The organism is Pseudomonas sp. 3MA1 (assembly GCF_029237275.1).
In the GTDB taxonomy this organism is placed as follows: Bacteria; Pseudomonadota; Gammaproteobacteria; order Pseudomonadales; family Pseudomonadaceae; genus Aquipseudomonas; species Aquipseudomonas fluorescens_AP.
This window is the reverse complement of record NZ_JAACFX010000015.1, coordinates 26,260-44,347: the sequence shown is the minus strand read 5'-3', so window position 1 is coordinate 44,347 and position 18,088 is coordinate 26,260. Positions and strand designations below refer to the sequence as shown.

General features: G+C 62.7%; 16 protein-coding genes. 13 read left to right on the top strand and 3 right to left on the bottom strand.

The genetic code is table 11. The features are described 5' to 3' along the window. Window positions 1–116: 116 nt before the first annotated feature. Together GWQ44_RS27975 and GWQ44_RS27970 are read right to left on the bottom strand one after the other, a co-directional pair. Window positions 117–3,164 carry a hypothetical protein gene (locus GWQ44_RS27975; protein WP_275928790.1) on the bottom strand — a complete coding sequence of 1,016 codons (3,048 nt, stop codon included), beginning with the start codon at window positions 3,162–3,164 and terminating at the stop codon, window positions 117–119. A gap of 237 nt (window positions 3,165–3,401) precedes the next feature. Next, the gene (locus GWQ44_RS27970; protein WP_275928789.1) at window positions 3,402–3,665 is read right to left on the bottom strand and encodes a short-chain dehydrogenase; all 264 of its coding nucleotides are present in this window, start codon (window positions 3,663–3,665) and stop codon (window positions 3,402–3,404) included. A gap of 983 nt (window positions 3,666–4,648) precedes the next feature. On the opposite strand from GWQ44_RS27970, the gene GWQ44_RS27965 reads away from it, so the two are divergent. From GWQ44_RS27965 to GWQ44_RS27915, 11 genes are all read left to right on the top strand, one after another. Then, on the top strand, window positions 4,649–5,251 hold the full coding sequence (locus tag GWQ44_RS27965) for a transposase (RefSeq protein ID WP_047304612.1): 603 nt from the start codon (window positions 4,649–4,651) through the stop codon (window positions 5,249–5,251). A 32-nt stretch (window positions 5,252–5,283) separates the two neighbouring features. Next, window positions 5,284–6,957 (top strand): ShlB/FhaC/HecB family hemolysin secretion/activation protein, encoded by a 1,674-nt coding sequence (locus tag GWQ44_RS27960; protein ID WP_275928788.1) that lies wholly within the window; start codon window positions 5,284–5,286, stop codon window positions 6,955–6,957. 19 nt (window positions 6,958–6,976) lie between these two features. Continuing rightward, window positions 6,977–8,794: a MotA/TolQ/ExbB proton channel family protein gene (locus GWQ44_RS27955; protein ID WP_275928787.1), complete on the top strand. Its 1,818-nt coding sequence runs from the start codon at window positions 6,977–6,979 to the stop codon at window positions 8,792–8,794. Window positions 8,795–8,805: 11 nt separating this feature from the next. Further along, window positions 8,806–9,231 (top strand): biopolymer transporter ExbD, encoded by a 426-nt coding sequence (locus tag GWQ44_RS27950; RefSeq protein ID WP_011061113.1) that lies wholly within the window; start codon window positions 8,806–8,808, stop codon window positions 9,229–9,231. Between the two features lie 3 nt (window positions 9,232–9,234). After that, window positions 9,235–9,951: an energy transducer TonB gene (locus GWQ44_RS27945; protein ID WP_253165355.1), complete on the top strand. Its 717-nt coding sequence runs from the start codon at window positions 9,235–9,237 to the stop codon at window positions 9,949–9,951. 40 nt (window positions 9,952–9,991) lie between these two features. Further along, window positions 9,992–11,692, top strand: a complete 1,701-nt coding sequence (locus tag GWQ44_RS27940; RefSeq protein ID WP_275928786.1) for a putative porin — start codon at window positions 9,992–9,994, stop codon at window positions 11,690–11,692. Between the two features lie 17 nt (window positions 11,693–11,709). After that, window positions 11,710–12,357: a DNA repair protein gene (locus GWQ44_RS27935; protein WP_275928785.1), complete on the top strand. Its 648-nt coding sequence runs from the start codon at window positions 11,710–11,712 to the stop codon at window positions 12,355–12,357. 20 nt (window positions 12,358–12,377) lie between these two features. Continuing rightward, window positions 12,378–12,863: a YbjN domain-containing protein gene (locus tag GWQ44_RS27930; RefSeq protein ID WP_016965946.1), complete on the top strand. Its 486-nt coding sequence runs from the start codon at window positions 12,378–12,380 to the stop codon at window positions 12,861–12,863. Continuing rightward, entirely contained in the window at window positions 12,860–13,816 is a 957-nt protein-coding gene (locus GWQ44_RS27925; RefSeq protein ID WP_275928784.1) for a peptidylprolyl isomerase, read from the top strand. The genes GWQ44_RS27930 and GWQ44_RS27925 overlap by 4 nt, the downstream gene beginning before the upstream one ends. A gap of 176 nt (window positions 13,817–13,992) precedes the next feature. Continuing rightward, a complete protein-coding gene (locus GWQ44_RS27920; RefSeq protein ID WP_047304604.1) occupies window positions 13,993–14,970 on the top strand; it encodes a LysR family transcriptional regulator in 978 nt (325 codons plus the stop codon). 136 nt (window positions 14,971–15,106) lie between these two features. Continuing rightward, the gene (locus GWQ44_RS27915; RefSeq protein ID WP_275928783.1) at window positions 15,107–15,619 is read left to right on the top strand and encodes a GNAT family N-acetyltransferase; all 513 of its coding nucleotides are present in this window, start codon (window positions 15,107–15,109) and stop codon (window positions 15,617–15,619) included. Window positions 15,620–15,753: 134 nt separating this feature from the next. Here the strand turns inward: GWQ44_RS27915 and GWQ44_RS27910 are convergent, their stop codons facing one another. Further along, a complete protein-coding gene (locus GWQ44_RS27910; RefSeq protein WP_275928782.1) occupies window positions 15,754–16,446 on the bottom strand; it encodes an aspartate/glutamate racemase family protein in 693 nt (230 codons plus the stop codon). Between the two features lie 78 nt (window positions 16,447–16,524). Between GWQ44_RS27910 and GWQ44_RS27905 the strand changes: the two genes are divergently transcribed. Together GWQ44_RS27905 and GWQ44_RS27900 are read left to right on the top strand one after the other, a co-directional pair. Continuing rightward, window positions 16,525–17,331, top strand: coding sequence for a helix-turn-helix transcriptional regulator (locus tag GWQ44_RS27905; RefSeq protein WP_275928781.1), 807 nt, complete (start codon window positions 16,525–16,527; stop codon window positions 17,329–17,331). A 171-nt stretch (window positions 17,332–17,502) separates the two neighbouring features. Next, the gene (locus GWQ44_RS27900; protein ID WP_179601458.1) at window positions 17,503–17,994 is read left to right on the top strand and encodes a hypothetical protein; all 492 of its coding nucleotides are present in this window, start codon (window positions 17,503–17,505) and stop codon (window positions 17,992–17,994) included. Window positions 17,995–18,088 lie beyond the last annotated feature (94 nt).

Below are 18,088 nucleotides of genomic sequence, written 5' to 3'. Positions count from 1 at the left end.
CGCATTTTATACTAATGGAACCCAACAATTAATTGAGTCTCAAAGCGCGTTATTTTTTAATCTACTAAGTTGCAATGATTGCATTTGTCTTGGTGCCAGCCAAATCCCGGTGTTTTCTATATCCCTCGGGTAGAAATACTGCGGGGCTTTCTTCGCTTCCTGAGCTGCCTAGCAAGGTCGCCAATAGCATCCGTTCGATCCCCCGCTGCCTGAAGGAGTACATCCATAGTTTTCTTACTTCCGCGCCCCGCACTTATGGCAGCCTTCCAACCAATCGCTGCCTTTTCGGCGTTCATCATGTCAAGGACTCGCTGAAGACTTTCTGGCGCATGTGCCAGCATGGCTTTTAGCATTGGTGAGGACTCCTTGTACCAGCTTGGGTGAGCTTCAGAGAGAGTCTTAGCGATGGTTGGAATGCACTGAGCGAGCACAGATGGCAACAGTTCAGGTGCTTTTTCCATGAAGAGTGCGATGACAAACTCGCCATAGGTCCATGCAACATTCGAGTAATTAGCTAGAGCAATGGATTTGCCTACACGTACAAATTCTACAGCCGCATCTGGAGCCACCACCGCCAATCGCGGGGGCATAGTTTCCATATGCGCGAGGTTCCTTTGGATAAAATTAGCCATTGTCATCCAGGACTCACTCGTGCCAGCGGCTACCCCGATAAGAGTCTCTGCTTCATGGGGCAGGTGGCTCCAATGTGCACCGATAGTTGCACCGAGTCCATCCCAGTCAATCAGTCTAACAAGCCGTTTGAACTTAGCTCGTGATACACGGTGTAGCAGCGCTAGCAAGAATGTTACTTGCTGAAACATACGAAGCGGTGCCAGGGATAGCTTTCGAGCCAGATCATGCAGGTCAACATTGTCAAACAGCGCGCGTGCAAGATAGATATGTCGAGTAGTAGGTGCATACTTTCCTGTGTATACACCCAGAGGGTCCAGAACTCTGAGAACGTGCCACGCAAGATCATCAAGATCTCGAAAATTGAGTACAGGATCTGCTATTAACTTCTTCCTCGCGACGGGTAAGAATACCTCAACCATGTCTAAGGTTAGTGTCTCACATGGCCAAGCCAACGCCTCCATGAGAGAGATAACTCGATACAATGGTGCTTCCGGTGGCCACGATGCCGCTAACGCTAGTAGTTTTTCCTTATCTAGATTTTCGAGCACTATTTGCGCCCACGGATCCCCTTGTCCTAGCCTTAAGCTCTTTGCCAAGTCAGCGACATGCCCAGCGCTTGAAGGGTCTACATTAGAAATCAAACCGGAGATCACTGTCGGATTCACCATGCGAATCAGTTCGATGGCTAACTCTTCTTTACGATTCAATAAATCGTTCAGTAGTCGCGCGAGTCCATGTCCCATAGGATTTATCGCTCCCTCAATCCACGAAACGATTGTGGATTCATTTTCTCGAAGAGCGATTGTAATTCCCTCTTCGGGATACGAGGAAATTTCAGTCAGTACAAAGCATGCCGTCATCACTTCATCCGGATCGCTTACTTTCCAGCAGCGAGCAAGAAGATGTTCAATCGACTCTCTCCTGATCAGTTGCCGCCACTTGCCGTGGTTGTTGAAGCAAAGTTCATGCAACAGTGTTCTCAGGCCCGCAAGGGGGAAAGAGTGATCTGTAACTACACGGTTTAGTATTGCAGCTACAACAGCTCTGGATGCCTCGTCTTCGCGCTCCAAGATGCGTCCAAGTAACACGGCGGCAAATCGTTGATGAGGGCATCGCAAGTCATTGGCAGATATCACTAATCGCTCTGCGACGAGTGCATCTAGCAAAGCACCTAGGTTGCTGGTGTCGACTGTTGTACTGGATAGCAGTTCCGTGATGTCCGTCGCTGAGCAGCTTGAATCACGGGAAGCTAGCTGCCTAATGGCCACCGCGGCCAGAGGCAGCGCAGCACCAAGTGCACCGGCCGTGCTAGTAGCTTCGTTCGCTCGCCGCCAACCGCCTCCGAGCACAAAGCAGAATTGCCACGGAACCGCTGCATACTTGGCTGCATGCTCGATGCGCTCTTCGAGTGAAGTATCCATCATCAGATCGCCCACATGGCCATCCGCCCGCCGCACGGCTTCCAACGTAGCGCGGCGATCCGCGAGCAGACCTGACGCAATAGCACGAATGGCCGCTTGTGGGTCCATTCGCACTGCTCCTCGCAGAGCGGCTCGACCCTCTATCGCGCTGTGTGTAGAGAGGATAAGCCGCTGGGAAGTTGCCCGGCCTTCCAGTACCTTTAGGTCACTGTCGGTGATCAGATGCGCGTCATCCACCAACAATAGGACGCCATTGTCATCAGACGAGGGGAGTTCTTCCGGGAGCATGTCGTCACCACGGAGCGTAAAAACCCTCCAACCACGTGTTGCAAAAGTATGTGCTGCTTGGAAAGCACAAACTGATTTCCCTGTTCCTGGTTCACCGATGAGCCGTGCTGAGTATGCCATTTCCATCTGCCGGGTTACCAAGTCGGCTTCAGGAAGGCGCGGGCAAGCGAGTGCATCTGTCGGTCCGAGTGGCCTCCCCAGAAGGGCAGGACCTAGGTCGCGGCTAGTATCAAAAATCACTTCGCGCCATGCTGGTGTATTCAATCTTTGGGTGATTAAAGGTTGAGCACCATTAATTGAAGACCCCACGACTGTGAATACGTTAACTGCTTCCGCAAGTCTTGCAGCGTCCACCCCAAGTTCCGGGTAAAAGTTCTCAACCACGGTTGGGTGGTTGAAGAGTAGGGACTCGATGTCACCCCAACCCATGACTTGGACGGTAAATTTTCCTTGGCGCTCTCTCTCGACGGAGATCTCACGTGCAATTCGCTGTAAATCTCCGTCCGTAGGTGCGGTGGTAGCCAACACCCAATGTTCCAGTGCGGGGCTAAATTTATCCGCCTTGGCTATCTCGGCTAATAGCTCGGCTTCACTAACGCTCGAGCCAAGCGATTCATCCTTCCCCTTACATTGAACGCCTTGAAAACGAGAACGACTGCCATCGACTCCTGCCCACACATCAACACCATGTTGAGGTTGTCCTGCGCGACCATTCTTTTGAGCGAGCCTGTCTTTCCAGACGTCGCTGAAAAGGGCAAGGCATAACTCCTCAAATTCCTGCCAATGTTTTGGCCTGGGGATTTGCTTGTTTCTAAGGTCCATTAAGGATGGCAGCTCGCGTTAATAGGTCTAGGGATTGCTCTTAGCTGAATAAAAATTCTTGGCCACCGGGAATATTAGCGCTAGTCAGCATTGTGAGTCTCCTCTAGTGCTGTAGACGAATTCGAGCGACTGCTCTTGGCCAATTGCAGCCACTTTTAAAAGACTTCTTCCTCCCTAAAAAGTCTAAGACTCCATAAGAAACACTCCGCGCCGCCCAGCAGCGCGGAGCGCAACGCGTCAGGCTTGCAGTCGCCAGCCGACCACACCCAACAGGTCGCAGCTGTCACGCAGCAGAATCGCCGCTGCGTTGGAGATATGTTGCAGATCGGTGTCGTCAGCACTCTTGAACTCTGCGCGGGAGAGGCTTTCCAGCAGTTGAGTTACTGCCAGTAAACGTGCGGTGCCGTTGGCATGCAGCACGTCCAATGGTGCGGTCTTGTCGATAAACAGGCAGGGGATCAGGCAGTCGATGCCGGTGATTGGGATGTATTGCTGAGTCATGGGAACCTCCGCTTGTGGGTAAGGGAGCTGTCCTGTCGTCGCCAGTCGAATAGGTGGCAGCTATACGCGGGTTGGCGAGCCGACTCATCCCACAATAATCGGCAGATCCGAGGATCTCCCGCGTACAGCCGCCATGAAAGATCGCCGTGAACATAAAGGGTCCTCGGCAAAGCTTGCAAGCGGAAGTGCCTGTGGGTGAGTTGCCAGGTCGCCAAACCCGGTCGCCATTGGGGCGAGTGGGGACTATGGGCGTTGGGTCTTGGGGGGGGCAAGTCAGACGCGTCTGCAAGTTTTGTAGGATTGCGGAGGGGGACTTGGCGGCCTGCGAGCCGGCCAGTTTTTTTGGGGGGTTGGGGTAAATATCCATTCCTGCGGGTGCGGCCGCTGGCGGTTTCGCTCTTACAGCGAGTCACTTTTACCAAACGCCGTAAAAGTAACCAAAAGGGCTTGCCCCTCCATGGGCCCCTCGCTAGGGCTCGGGGTGCCCTCTCTCCGGCATTGCTCCGGGGGCCCGCCGCCAACCGGCCATCCATGGCCGGGTGGCGGCTAGCTCGGCATCCTTGCCGAGCTGCCCCCTACGCAACGCCTGCGTTCGGCCGGCTGGGAAGGGGCTTGAAGATCAAGATCAAAAGCCAGAGCCAGAGCCAGAGCCAGAGCCACGGCAAACGGCGCGCCCGTCCGGGCGGCGCATTTTTAAGCGTTCTCCAGCACAACAATTCCCTCTCGTAGGAGCCGGCTTGCCGGCGAAGAGGGCGGTCTGGTCGTGCGCGGAATAAAGACAGTTCAGCGTTGTCCGGCCGGCTGTCTTCGCCGGCAAGCCGGCTCCTACAACGTTTGCGCGTTCCTCTTGTGAATGAAGCTTTTATGACAAAAGTTCGGTAGCACATGGCCACGCATGTCTTGGGTATGTAACGCGCTTGAGGGGGCCGCCAGGCCACTTTTTTAAGCCGAGGCGGGACGCCGGGAGTGAGGCTATGGGGACTATGGAACGCTACTCGAAAGTGGGCATGCAGGAGCTGGATCAACGGCTGTCGAAGATTGTCGAGGCCGCGCGCAAGAAGCCGGTGTCGGTCTATCGCTATGGGGCGCCGTGGGTCTGGATTGTGTCCCAGGATGATTGGCAGGGCGCCTTGAAGGAGGTGTCGAGCTATATCCCGCCCGGTCATTCGCTGGTGCTGCTGCGTCCGCAGATCGATGAGTTGCTCGATCAGCACGGCGATCTGTTGCAGGGCCTCAATGCCGAGCCGGGGCTGCTGATTGCGCCGCGCACTGTGGTGCAGATTCTGTTGTTGCAGTTGCTGTACTCGGTGCCAAGCGAGCAGCAGTTGTATGAGCAGCTCAGCTACAACCTGCTGTTTCGCTGGTTCGTCGGTCTGGATCTGAACCAGAAGGTCTGGGCCTTCAATGTCCTGAGTCGTGATATCGCCACCTTGTTGAACGATCCGCGGGCGGTGCGCCTGATCCAGAAAATCATCGGTGAAGTGTTTTGCGGCGCTCTGCTGCAAATGCCCGAGTTCTCGCTGAATTTTGCGCTGTTGCATACCTGGCTGGCGCGCCACGAAAACACCTCGATCAGCAGCAATTGAAGCGGCCAAACGCTGTGCAGACGGCGACGGCAATGCGCGTACGCGCGCCAATTTTCAGTTTTTTAGGGGGCGGTGTGGAGCATCTGGGCAAATCAGGGCGACCCGGCAGTGGCGGGCGCTGGTGGCCGTTGTGCGGCTGGTTGGCGCTGCTGGCGCTGGCGCCAGTGGTGCAGGCCGAGGAGGGCGAGCCGGTTGCGGTCGAAGCCACGGCGGCGCGGTTGGTGGACGTCAATGAATACTTCGTGCGCGGCAATACGGTGCTCGATGCCCGGGCCATCGAGGAGGCGGTGTACCCGTTCCTCGGCCCGCAAAAAGCCCTGGCCGATATCGAAGGCGCCCGCGATGCGCTGCAGAAGGTCTATCAGGAGCGCGGCTACCAGTCGGTGTTCGTCGAGCTGCCGGAGCAGAAGGTCGAGGACGGCATCGTTTATCTGCAGGTCAGTGAAACCAAGGTCGGCCGGGTGCGGGTGGTGGGGGCCAAGCATTACTCGCCGGTGGAAATCCGCGATCAGGTGCCGGCGCTGCAAGAAGGCCAGGTGCCGGACTTTGCCACGGTGCAAAGCCAGCTGGCCGGGCTCAATCGTGGCGCCGGGCGCCAGGTCATGCCGCTGGTGCGCGAAGGCCAGCGCCCGGGGACCATGGACGTGGACCTGCAAGTGGAAGACCAGAACCCCTGGCACGCCAGCGTCGGCCTGAACAACGACTACAGCGCCGACACCGAGAAGCTGCGCACGGTGGTCAATGTCGGCTACGACAACCTCTGGCAGTTGGGCCACAGCATTTCCCTGACCTATTTCACCGCGCCCCAGGACACCGACAACGCCAAGGTCTGGTCCGGTTCCTACACCGCGCCCCTGAGCGAGCGCTGGGCCCTGCAGTTCTCCGGTTACCAGTCCGACAGCAACATCGCCACCATCGGTGGCAGCAACGTGCTGGGCAAGGGCCATTCCTACGGGGTGTCGGCGATCTACACCTTGCCCGCGGCCGGCAACTGGGCCAACTCGCTGTCGGTGGGGGTGGACTTCAAGGACTTCGAGGAAGAGATGCGCTTTGGCCGTAGCAGCGACCAGATTCCGCTGAAGTACGCGCCAGTGACCTTTGGCTACAACGGCTACCGCTACAGCGAAAAATCCCAGCTCGGCCTGGGCCTGAACCTGATCGTCGGCACCCGGCGCTTCTTCGGCTACGGCAGCGACGCCGAGGAGTTCCACTACAAGCGCGACGAGGCCAGCGCCAGTTTCTCGGTGCTCAAGGGCGACCTGAATTTCACCTACACCTTCGCCAACGATTGGCAGTCGGCGTCCAAGACCGCCTTCCAGCTGGCCTCGGGGCCTTTGGTGTCCAACGAGCAGTATTCCGCCGGTGGCGCTACGTCGGTGCGCGGCTACCTGGCCGCCGAGCGCACCGGGGACGAGGGCTATCTGTTCTCCCAGGAGCTGCGCACGCCGTCTTTGGCCAAGTTCCTCGGCAGCTACGTGCAGGAGTGGCGTTTCTACGCCTTTGCCGAAGGCGCGCACCTGTCGCTGCACGAGCCGCTGCCCGAGCAGGAAGACCAATACAGCCTGGCCAGCGTTGGCCTGGGCACCCGCGCCAGTTTGAGCAAGTGGCTGTCCGGCAGCCTCGACTGGGGCTACCCGCTCAAAGACGGCCCCAACACCCAGAAATACGACCCGCGCCTGCACTTCAGCGTGCAAGCGACGTTCTGACTTTACGGAGACCCTTCCCATGCAACGCTTATTCCTGAGCCTGTTGATCTGCCTGGGCTTCGTGCTCCCGGCCACGGCCCATGCCTGGTGGCAGGACGACTGGCATTACCGCAAGCAGATCAGCGTGGACACCACGCCCCAGGGCGCCGCCATCAACGAGGCCCTGGGCCGCACCGCGCTGCTGGTGCGCCTGCACACCGGCAACTTCACCTTCGACGGGGTCAAGGAAGACGGCGCCGACCTGCGCTTTGTCGCCGCCGATGACAAGACCGTGCTCAATCACCAGATCGAAAGCTTCGACCCGCTGATGGGCATGGCGCTGATCTGGGTCGATGTGCCCAAGGTCGAAGGCGGCCAGCGCCAGGACATCTGGATGTACTACGGCAACCAGAAGGCGCCGAGCACCGCCAATGGCCAGTTGACCTTCGACCCCAGCTACACCGCGATCTACCACTTCGACGGCAGCAACGGCACGCCGGCCAAAGACACCACGGCCTACGGCAACACCGCGCAGAACGCCACCGGCGCGGCGATTGACGGGGTCATCGGCCGGGCCTTGCAGTTCAGCGGCCAACCGCTGCTGCTGCCGGCCAGCCCGTCGCTGCAGCACAACGCCGGCGGCGCCTTCAGCTTCAGCGCCTGGGTGCGCCTGGATCAGGCCAGCGGCGAACAACTGCTGCTGGCCCGCCGCGAAGGCGCCGGCAGCTTGCTGATCGGCATCAACCAGGGCATGCCCTTCGTCGAAGTGGACGGCCAGCGCGCCGCCTCCACCCAGCCGCTGAACCCGGGGCAGTGGCAGCACCTGGCCCTGAGCGGCGAGGGCAGCCGGCTGGCGCTGTACGTCAATGGCCGGGAAACCGCGAGCCTGGCCCAGGCCATTCCGACCTTCAATTCGGTCATGGCCATCGGTGCCGATTTGCCCGCGGTCGCCGGGGCCGAGGCCAGCCACTTCCTGCCATTCACCGGCGCCCTGGACGAGCTGCGCCTGTCCAAGGTGGCGCGTCCGGCGGCATTGATCCTGGCCGATGCCAGCGCCCAGGGCGCCGAGTCGAAGCTGGTGGTCTATGGCGTCGATGAAGAGCAGTCGGGTTTTGGTTTCGGCAGCCTGGGCTTCCTGCTCAAGGCGGTGCCGGTGGATGCCTGGGTGATCATCCTGGTGCTGGTGGGGATGATGATCCAGTCCTGGGTGATCATGCTGCGCAAGAACCGCATGGTCGGCCGGGTCAGCGCCGCCAATGCGCTGTTCCGCGAGCAGTTCGCCAAGGTCGGCACCCGCCTGGAGATGTTCGCCGACGATCAGGTCCTGGCCAATCGCCTGGAGCACTCCTCGCTGTGGCGCCTGTACCTGGTGGCGGTGAAAGAGATCCGCACCCGCCGCGAGCAGGGCGCCGATACCTCCTCGGTGTCGGCGGCCACCATCGAAGCCATCCGCTGCTCCATGGATGGCGTGCGCACCCGGGAAAACCAGCAGCTGAGTTCCAAGCTCTCGACCCTGTCCAACGCCATTGCCGGCGGCCCCTACATCGGCCTGTTGGGCACGGTGCTGGGGATCATGGTGGTGTTCCTCGGCACCGCCATGGCCGGTGACGTCAACATCAACGCCATCGCCCCGGGCATGGCCGCGGCCTTGCTGGCCACCGCCATGGGCCTGTTCGTCGCGATTCCGGCGCTGTTTGGCTACAACCGCCTGATCACCCGCAACAAGGAAGTCGGTGCCGACATGCGGGTGTTCGTCGACGAGTTCATCACCCGGCTGGCGGAGCTGCATGGCGAGAGCCAGCACAGCGAGAACGCCCACTGGCGGGTCAGTCACAGCAACGCGTCGGTTCCGGCCTGAGGAGAACTGCCATGGCTTCCGTGAACGCCTCCCATGACGACGAAGACGACGCCGCCGTCGACAGCATCAACATCACGCCCCTGGTGGACGTGCTGATGGTGGTGCTGGTGATGTTCATCCTCACCGCCACCGCCCAGGTCTCGGGCATCCAGATCCACTTGCCCAAGGCCAGTGCCTCGGTGTCGCTGTCCGAGGCCAAGACCAAGGCCATTTCGGTGAACGACGGTGGTCAGGTGTTTCTCGATGCCTACCCGGTGACCCTGGGCGAGCTGGAAGAGCGCCTGCGCATCGAGAAGGCGCAGAACCCGGACTTCCCGATCATCGTCCGTGGCGATGCCACGGTGCAGTACCAGAAGGTCATCGAAGTCCTCGACCTGCTGCGCCGCCTGGAGTTGTCCCAGGTCGGCCTGGTCACCGGCAAACCGAGCCAGGGCTGAGCCATGACTGCACAACAACCCATCGAACTGCCTCCGGTGCAGAACAAACCGCGAGCCGTGCAGCTGCTGAAGTGGGGCGCCGGATTGCTGCTGGGGGCCGTGGCCGCCTGGTTTTTGTGGCAGTGGGCCAATGACATGGCCGGGGTGCGCCGGGAGGCGCCCAAAGTGCCAACCATCATCCCGCTGCCGCCACCGCCGGAAACGCCGCCACCGCCGCCGGAAAAACCCAAGGAGCCGGAGCCGGTGGAAGAAAAGATCCCGGAACCCGAACCCACGCCGACCCCCGAGGAGGTCAAGCCGGAGGAGGAAGCACCACCTTCGCCGGCGGATGACCTGGCCAACCCGATGCAGATCGATGGCGACGCCCAGGCCGGCAACGACGGTTTCAACGTCGGTGCCGGCAAGGGCGGCGGCATGGCCGGCGCCGGTGGCGGCGGGCTGGGCACCGGCACCTACAAACAGTACCTGGCGGCGACCTTTCAACGGGTGCTGCGCGAGGACCCGGAGCTGCGCAAGAAGGCCTATGCGCTGCAGGTGGACCTGTGGCTCGGCGCCGACGGCCAAGTGACCCGCGCCGAACTGGCCGGCTCCAGCGGCAACCCCGAGACCGACCAGCAGGTGCTGGCGGCGCTGCGGGCCACGCCGCGCCTGAAAGAACGTATGCCGGCGTCCCTGACCTTGCCGGTGCGCCTGTCCCTCAAGGGCCGGCGCCCGGAATGAGCGAACCCCTATTTGCAGTTTCTACAGGAGTTGTGTGCAGATGATTTCCACCGTGAATCGATTGACCCTGGCGCTCGGCATGGTCGCCCTGACCCTGGCCGGACAGGCCGCGGCTGCCGCCGCGCCTTCGGAGAACGCCACGATCAACCTGATCCGTCTGTTGGTGCAGCAGGGGGTACTGCCGCAGGCCAAGGCCGAGGCGCTGATTGCCCAGGCCGAGCAGGAGGCCCAGCAGGCCCGGCAGGCCAGCGCCGCCACCGTCGTGGCGGCCCCTGGCCCCGCGGCGGCGCCGGGGGATGTGCGGGTGCAATACGTACCGGCGATCGTTCGCGAGCAGATCCGCGATCAGGTCAAGGCCGAGGTCATGGCCACCGCCAAGCAGGAAAACTGGGCCCAGCCCAACACCTTTCCGGACTGGGTGTCGCGCATCAGCTTTGACGGCGACATCCGCCTGCGCGAGGAATCGCGGTTCTTTGCCGACAACAACAGCAACGAGATCGTCGATTACGCCAAGCTCAACGACAGCGGCCCCTACGACGTCAACAAGGACACCAACAGCAAGCTGCCGCCCTTGCTCAACAGCCGCGAAGACCGCGACAACCTGTTCCGCCTGCGGGCGCGCCTGGGCATGAAGGCGGTGATCTCGCCGGAATGGACCGCCGGTATCCGCATCGGCACCGGCTCGGACAACAACCCGGTGTCCACCACCCAGACCCTGGGCGGCGGCTTTGGCAAGAAGGACATCTGGCTCGACCAGGGCTACCTGACCTGGAAGGCCAGCCAGGACCTGACCCTCACCGGCGGGCGCTTTGCCAACCCGTTCTATTCCACCGACATGCTGTATTCCAACGACCTGAACTTCGACGGCGTGGCGGCGCTGTTCAACCACAAGCTCAGCAGCGACTGGGGCCTGTTCGGCACCCTCGGCGTGTTCCCGGTGGAGTACACCAACGACACCGCCACCAGCAACGGCTTCGACAAGAACGAGAGCGACACCAAGTGGCTGTTCGGCGGGCAGATCGGCGCCAACTGGAAGATCAACCGCAGCAACAGCCTCAAAGGCGCCTTGGCCTACTACCGTTTCGACGACATCGAAGGCCAGCGCTCCAGCCCTTGTGCGCCTTGGGCCGGGGCCCCGGGCTGCGACACCGACGGCTCGCGCGTGGCCTTCATGCAGAAGGGCAACAGCGTGTTCCTGCTGCGCGACATCACCCCCAACCCGGCCACCCCGGGCCTGACCCCGCAGCCGCAGTACGTCGGCCTGGCCTCGAAGTTCGACGTGCTTGACCTGAACCTGGCCTGGGACACCGAGCTGCCGGACGACCTGCACCTGCGCAGCCAGACCAACTACATCCGCAACCTGGCCTACGACAAGGGCGAGATGCTCAAGCGCAGCGAAGGCGAGATCGTCAACAACATCAACCGCAACGGCCAGTTTGAAAGTGGCGGCAATGCGCTGCTGGTGCAGTTCACCCTGGGCAACGCCCTGGAGATGAAGAAGTCCGGCGACTGGAACCTGCTGGCTGGCTACAAGTACATCCAGCCCGATGCCTTGCCCGATGGCTTCAACGATTCCTCGTTCCACCTGGGGGGCACCAACGCCAAGGGCTATTTCGTCGGCGGCAACTACGGCATCGACAAGAACATCTACGCGACGGCCCGCTACATGAGCGCCTCGGAAGTCTACGGGCCGCGCTACGAGGTGGACGTGATGCAGCTTGAACTCAACACGCGCTTCTAAGTGCAGGGAGGAAGGTTATGAACAGCCGAGCGAGGGCAGGGGCGGTCAGCCTGTTAGTGGCCTGGGGCGTGCTGGCCAGCGCCAGTGCTAGCGCCGAAGGCATGGAGGAACGCCTGCGCACCCAACTGCGCAGCACCACCCAGCAGTTGCAGGCCCTGCAAAGCGAGCAGGCCCAGGCCACGGCCGCGCGGATCGCCGCCGAGAACGCGGCCAAGCAAGCCCAGGCCGAGGTCAAGCAATTGACCTCCGAGCTGGCCAAGACCCGCGGCGTGGCCGAGCAACTGGCCGGCCAGCAGCAGAACCTGCAAAGCCAGGCCCAAGCCCAGGCGGCGGCCAGCAGCGAGCAGGTGGGCAAGTTCAAGAAAGCCTACGAAGACTTGCTGGTGCTGGCCCGGGGCAAGGAAGCCGAGCGGGCGAAATTGCAGGCGCAATTGAGCGAACGTGACACACAAGTGCAGCAATGCGCGGTCAAGAATCAGCAGATGTACGGCATCGCCAAACAGATTCTGACGGCCTACGAAAAGATCGACGTGGCCGAGGTGGTGAACATCCGCCAGCCCTTCGCCGGCAAGGCCCGGGTCAAGTTCGAAGAGCTGGCCCAGGGTTTTGGCGACGAGCTTTACCAGACCCAGTTCGACGCCCCGCGGGCGGCGAGCACCCACTGATCACCAGGGAAGAGATGACCATGACTTTGATTACCAGCGTCACCACCGACAGCCTCACCGACCTGCTGCAAGGCGCCGGCTACCGGGTCAACCAGACCGAACAGAACGGCATCGTGCAACTGCTCAGCGCCAGCCAGGGCATCGGCTATGCCGTGCGCTTCGGCAACCCGGGCAGCGAGGCCGGGCACTACGTGGACTTCACCTACAGCTGCGCCCTGCGGGTGCAGGGCGAGCTGCCGGCGGGGCTGGCGGAGCTGTGGAACGCCTCGCGGCGCTTTGCCCGGCTGTCGCTGCAGGGCGAGTTCCTGGTGATGGAGATGGACGTTGTGGTGGCCGGGGTCGGCGAGACTCACCTGCGCAGCCAGCTGGAACTGTGGGATCGGTTGCTGCAGGAGTTCATCGTCTACCTGCGCGAATACAGCCAGCAGGCGGCCCAATTGCAGGCCCAGGCCGAGCAGCCTCAGACGTCGGCGGAGCAACCCCGTGAAGAGGCGGTGAGCCTGTGAAAAAGCCGACCCTGGTGGTCGGTGCCGGGGCACTGACCCTGCTTGGCCTGGCGCTGGGGCTGGCCCTGCGCCCGGGCAACGACCCGGTGGCGGCGCAGCAGTCGGCACCGGCCGTGCTGCAACAGTCACTGGCGACAACACCGACCGTGGCGCGCCTGGGCAATCAGCAGGTGGCGGCCGAGGAACTCAAGGCGCTGTTCGCCAGCCTGCCCGAGGAGTCCCGGGGGCAATTGCGTGGCAACCGCCCGGCGCTGGAAGCCTGGATTCGCTCGCGACTGGCAGAAAAGGCCGTGCTGGAACAGGCCGATGCCCAGGGCTGGCGCCAGCGCCCGGAGGTGGAGCGGCAGACCCGCGCCGCCACCGAGCAGATCGTGTTTCGCGACTACCTGCAGTCGGTCAGCCAGGTCCCGGCGGACTACCCCAGCGCGGCGGAATTGCAGCAGGCCTATGACAGCGGCAAGGCGGCCTGGATGACCCCGCCGCTGTACCGGGTCAGCCAGATCTTTCTCGCCGTCACCGACCCGCAGGCTGTCGAGCCGGTACGGCGCCAGGCCCAGGAGTTGAGCCGTAAGGCCCAGGCCGCGCCGGCAGAGTTCGCCGCGCTGGCGGCGCAGTACTCCCAGGACCGCGATAGCGCCCAGCGCGGCGGCGACTCGGGGCTGCAACCTTTGCAGCAACTGGTGCCGGAAGTGCGCAGCGCCGTGGCCCGGCTCAAGGTCGGTGGCGTCTCCGAGGTGGTGCAGAGCGCGGCGGGATTCCACGTGCTCAAGCTCACCGAACAGCAACCGGCGCGCACCGCGACCCTGGACGAGTTGCGCGAGCGCCTGACCCAGGCCCTGCGCGCCCAGCGCCAGGAACAGATCGCCAAGGCCTACCTGGAAGGCATGCTCAACACCGCGACCCTGAGCATCGATGGCGCCGTGTTGAATCAGGTCCTGGAGGACAAGCTGTAGGAGCTGGCTGGCCAGCGAAAGCGATCTCACGGTCCTCTTCGCCGGCAAACCGGCACCCACGGGGCAACACGCAGCATCGGGCAAACGTCGGCGCCGGCTGGCCAGCGAAGGCGATCTCACCGGCCCCAACGCCCGCCAGTCAAGGAAGCAACAGTCAACAAGACAGGGAGTCACCGATGGCATTTCTCGAACCCGCTCCACTTCAGGGGGTAGCCCCCTACATCGCACCTCAGGAACCCCGCGAGGCCTGGCTGGCCCTGGCCGCCGGGATCGATCCCGAGGTTGCCCAGTATTTTCTGGTCAGTGCCCGCTGCGGCTGCTTTATGCAGGCGGCGCGCAGCCTGAACATCAAGGCCACGCTGTTGCGCAAGCAACTGGCGCTTTTGGAAGAGCACCTGCGCCGTTCGCTGTTCTGTTATCAGGGCAATGTCCTGAGCCTGAGCCGCGAAGGCCTGCAACTGCAGGGCCAGTTACTGGCCCTGGCGCACCAGCGTCGGCTGCCGGTGGTGGAGCAGCCGTTGATTCGCCTGGCCGTGGCGCAAACCATCCTCCACGACATCCTCGGCCGCGACCTGATCGCCTTGCTGCGGCGCAACGCCAGCGCGCGTCTGGAGATCATCTCTATCGACAGCGACCTGTCCCTGCAGGCCCTGAGCGCCGACCTGGTGCTGTGGCTGGCGGCCGAAGACTCGCCGCTGCCGGGTCCCAGCTTCGCCACTGGCGAACCCGTGCCCCTGGCGCGCATCGACTACCTGCCGCACATCGCCAAGCGCTACTCACGGGTGGCGGCGCGTCCCGACAGCCTCGACGACCTCAGCGACTACATGCTGGTGCAGTGGCAGCACGACCGTCAGGTAGAGCCGTTCCGGCCCTGGAACAGCCTGGTGGAACAGCGCCTGGGCGGGGTGGTGCAGGTGCACTCCTATGAACTGATGCTGGAGATGATCCGTTGCAGCGCCTGCATTGGCTTGCTGCCGCGGTACATGAGCCACTTCGACCGCGGCCTGACCGCCTTGCCGGGGCTGTTCCAGGACAGCATGCAGCGCCGCGCCTGGCTGGCGGTGAATGCCCGGGTGGAGCATGAGGAACAGGTGCAGCAACTGGTGGAGCTGATCCTCAATACCTTCAGCGAGCGAGAGGACTGGTTCGCCTGATCCGCCTTCGCCTAGGCGCCGGATCTGCCGACGCCTTCGCTGGCAGGCCAGCTATTGCGGGCGAGCATCCCCCTCGTCATGCAGAGGCTCATGCCCTTACACTCGATGGCCATTTCCACTTCAAGGAAGACTGGCCATGCCTAACGCCAATCCCACTATCGTTATCGAGCGTTGCACCGAAGCCCATATCGATGGCCTCGCCGCTTTGTACAGCGAGCCCAGCGTGGCCGCCCAGACCCTGTTACTGCCTTATCAGTCCCGCGAGTTGTGGCGCAAGCGGGTCGGACCGGGGCAGGAAAATGAAGGGCTGGTGGCCCTGGTGGCGCTGCATCAGGGCGCGGTGATCGGCAGTTGCAGCCTGAGCCAGGTGGCGCGGGTGCGTCGCGCCCATTGCGCGGACGTGGCCATGGGCGTGTCCCCGGCCTGGCAGCGCCAGGGCGTCGGCAGCCGGCTGCTGGCGGCGGTGCTGGAGGTGGCCGACAACTGGATGAACCTGCGCCGGGTGGAGTTGACGGTGTATGCCGACAACCAGGCTGCCATTGCGCTGTACCAGAAATTCGGCTTCGAGACCGAAGGCCAACTGCGCGACTACGCCGTACGCGACGGCGGTTATGTCGATGTGCTGAGCATGGCGCGCTTGCGTCGTTGATGCCGGGTTTGTGTAGCCGCTGCCGCAGGCTGCGAACGGCTTGGGCGGCATTCCGACGCAGGAGACGCAGGGATCTTCAGGCCGCCCGAGGTCCGTCAGGCGATCGCCAAGCAAGGCCTCAGGTGCCTTGACGTTCACTCCCGCAAAGCGAAATCCACCGCCGCCCGGGCATGCAGTTCGGTGGTGTCGAGCAGGGGCAGGGGGTTGTGCTCGGGTTTGAGCAGCAGGCCGATTTCCGTGCAGCCGAGGATGATGGCCTGGGCACCACGGGCCCTGAGTGATTCGATCACCTGCTGGTACACCCGGCGCGACGCGTCGCTGATGATCCCCACGCACAATTCCTCATAGATGATCCGGTGCACCGCCTGGCGCTCCTGCGCATCGGGCACCAGCACATTCAGTCCTTGTTGGCTCAGGCGGCTCTTGAGGAACTCCTGCTCCATGGTGAAGGCGGTGCCCAGCAGCCCGACGTTCAGGGTGCCGGCCGCCAGAGCGGCCCGGGCCGTGGGGTCGGCAATATGCAGGAAGGGCACGGCAGTGGCCGCCTGAATCTGCTCGGCCACCTTGTGCATGGTGTTGGTGCAGAGCACCAGGCACTCGGCGCCGCCGTCCTGTAAGCGCTGGGCGGCGTCTATCAGAATCCGCGCCGCTTCATCCCAGCGCCCGGCATGCTGGGCCTGTTCGACAGGCCCGAAGTCGACGCTGTACATTAGCAACCGCGCCGAGCGCAGCGGCCCCAATTGATCGCGGACCTGCTGATTGATCAGGCGATAGTATTCGGCGCTGGACTCCCAGCTCATGCCGCCAATCAGGCCGATGGTGCGCATGGGCATCTCCTCTGTGGTGCTGTTGGGTAAGCCTCAGTTTCACGCCGCCACCGGTGGCGATCTATCAGGAAATTTCACATGCCCCAGGTGCTCGAACATCGCCTGCTGGACGGTCGCTTGCTGCTGCAACTGCTGCCGGCCGCGGCCTACAGCGCCCGTGATCCGGTGCAGTGGCAGACTTTGGGGGTCGCCCTGGAGCGCCAGCGCGGGGTGCATGCCATCGATTCCGATCGGCGTGAGGATTTTGACACCTGGCCCGGCACCCTGGCCCTGACGCCCCAGGGCGTCGAGGTGTTTTCCGAGTCGGCCCGTGGTGGTGAATACCTGCTGGCGCGCTGGCAGGCGCGGACGCCGCTGATCCCCGGCGAGCGCCGTCTGCAGAGTTCGGGGCATGCCGAGGCCCTGGCCCTGGGGCGTGAGGCCCGGCGCCTGTTGTTGGCGCCTGCCACCGATGAGTTGGCCCTGGAGCACTGTGCCCTGGCCTTTGTCGGCCTGTCCCAGTCCCGCCGCATTTCCACGGCGCCGCTACCACGGCTGGGGCAGGTGCTGGAGCAGATGGTCGACCAGTACGCCCAGCCCTTGTCCCTGGCGCAATTGGCACTCACTTACGGTCACAACGAACTGCGACTGCTGCGGGACTTTCGCCGCGCCGTCGGCATGACGCCCCATGCCTGGATCACCGAGGTGCGGCTGCAGGCAGCCCGGCGCTTGCTGGAGCGCACGGACCTGCCGCTGGCGGCCATTGCCCACGACAGCGGCTTTGCCCACCAATCGCACCTGGGCAGCGCCTTGCGCAAAAGCCTCGGCCTGACCCCGCGCCAGTACCGGCTGCGTTTTCACTCGTGTCTCCCTGCACCTGTCCGGTATCCCAGCCGCGGGCAGTAAACGGCCCGCAGCGACATGGCGGGGCAAGGCCGGTGCCATGCCCGCCGACGCCAGCGGCTAGAGGAACGGGCCGGCCCTGGGGTAAACACCCCAACGCCCGGCACCGGCATCTGCCATGATCAATACCGGCGACCTGCAGTTCCCAAGGGTCGATGCCAGGGACACACCGCAATGGACGATATCCAGCAATTGGGCGAGATGCTCCGGCACTATGCCGCCAGCGAAGCCCACAAGAAGCAGCTGTTCGACAGCCAGTCATTGGTCTGGGCCCGGCGTATTCATGAGCTGTTCGGGCAGATTGAAGAGTGGCTGGCACCGGTGCTGCAGCCGGACCTGCTGGAGCTGCATCGCGAGCCTTATGTGGCCTTCAGCGCGGCATTGCCGGTGCAAAGCTCCACCTTCAACAGCGAGAAACTGACCATCACCATTGCGGGCAAGCCGGTGGAGTTCGTCCCGGATGTGATGGGGGCCAATGGACAGATATCCCTGGCGGTGATCGGCCTGACGGCGGCGCGCCTGGGCAGTGTTTCCCTGGTGGGCGAGGCCTCCGGCAGTTGGCAATGGCGCAAGACCAATGGCCTCAAGGACCCTGACACCTTCGTTTTCGACGGTAACTTTCTGGCCGCCCAATTGCAGAGCCTGATCCCCCGCGAGCGCGCCTGATGTAGGCGCCGGCTCGCCGGCGAAAGCGATCGCCGGCAAGCCGGCTCCTACGGGGCAACACGCAGCGCCGGCAACTGTAGGAGCTGGCTTGCCA